Source organism: Campylobacter sp. BCW_6873, from assembly GCF_001762365.1.
GTDB lineage: Bacteria > Campylobacterota > Campylobacteria > Campylobacterales > Campylobacteraceae > Campylobacter_D > Campylobacter_D jejuni.
This window is the reverse complement of record NZ_MJWS01000025.1, coordinates 1-1,777: the sequence shown is the minus strand read 5'-3', so window position 1 is coordinate 1,777 and position 1,777 is coordinate 1. Positions and strand designations below refer to the sequence as shown.

General features: G+C 34.7%; 1 pseudogene. It reads right to left on the bottom strand.

The features are described from left to right. Positions 1–1,777, bottom strand: a pseudogene (locus tag AJ932_RS00655) (hypothetical protein); the annotation flags it as partial.

Here is a 1,777-nt window from a genome sequence, read left to right as displayed (position 1 = left end):
GATGTTTTCTACTTTTACATTATCTTTACCACTTCCACCTACAACCACAGTGTCTAATTTACCTGTTTCTTTATCTGTAGAAACAACCCAATCTTTAATTCCAACACTACCACTACCATTGTTAGTTACTGTATTACCATGATCATCTTTACCTACTGAGCCTTGGTTGGAAATAACTAAATCAGCATTACCATTATTTGTAATACCTCCACCTATAGTAGCACCTTCTCCATTAGAAATTTCAAGTTTATTATCACTATTGTTAGTGATGGAACCACTTATACCTGTATCAGAAGTAGAGGTGTTAGTGATAGAATCAAGCTGACTGTTTTTATCAATTGTAATAGAACCAGTAATAGAGCCTTCTCCTTCATTAACAAGACCACCTTCTACCTTAGCTCCACCTTCTATCTTGATATCGCTACCTATAGATCCATTGCCTGTATTGATTATATTTCCTTCAAGTTTAGTGTTTTCCCCACTAACTGTAATACCACCTGTTATACTTCCTGAGCCAGAATTAGAGATAGCTTGACCTGAAGAAGAAGTTACAGTAGCTCCATCTTCTACTTTTATAGAGCCTTCTATTTTTCCGCTTTCATTAGATATACCAGCGCCACTTCCACCTTCTACTCTAGATCCTTCACCGGATAAAATTATTTCTCCGCTTAAAGAAGCTGCTTTTTCTAATCTTATACCATTAACTTTACCTTGTATAATGCCACCATTTTTAAGTTCTATTTTACTAGTACTTGAACCAACATCTAAAGCAATTCCATGATTATCGCTATAAATTCCACTTACAGTTCCATCTTTTGAAGTATTTTTTCCACCATCTATGTATAAATCGCCTAGAGTTTGCCATTGATTTACCCATATTCCTGCTGTTTTACCATAAACTACACCTCCATCTTTTATGGTAAGTGTTCCAAATTTACCATAGGATACATGTATACCAGAAACAACTGAATTGATAGTTCCTGTGTTGATGATATTTTCTATGGTGCCACCGTTTTCTAATTTTATAGCGCCACCCCACCATATATCTTCAGTGCTATTTATAGTACCTTTATTTTCAAGTGTTTTTATAATGCTATTGTGTATAAAAACAGCAGAGGAACCACCATTCATAGTACCATTATTGATAAAATTTTCTATAGTTCCACCAACCATTGTTACACCTTCGCTCCCACTAATTAAACCACTATTAACAAAGCTTTGTATATTAGTATTTTTTCCTTCGAAAAGTACTCCTCGGTCGTTAGAGCCTACTATAGTCCCACTATTTTCGAATTTATCCACAGTGAGAGTTCCTGAGTTACCTCCCCAAATTCCCATGTAAATTTGACCATTGATTTGACCTGTATTTTCAAAGGTGTTAACAGTGATGGTTCCTTTAAAATTGTTATCATGTTCTACAGCTACCTTACCGTTAATAGTTCCATGATTGGTAAGATTGGTAAGAGTGAGGATATTGCTACCACTAGCATGAGCATAGATGATTCTATCTGTATTGCCTATACTACCTAAAGTTCCACCTGCTTCAATTATTATGGTATGTGGTCCCTGATCGGTAATGTTGATTTGATTGTTGATTGAACTACTTACAGTTGTATTAATTCTAGCTTGAGAACTATAAACACTTGCTGAACTAGCCTTAAGATTTTTATTTGCTTCATCATAAGTTTTTATTTCAGGAGTAAGTGTAGCATTAGCACAACTAGCTAAGAAAGAAATAGTAGCTAAAGATAAAACTATCTTTTTAGAATTTAAACAG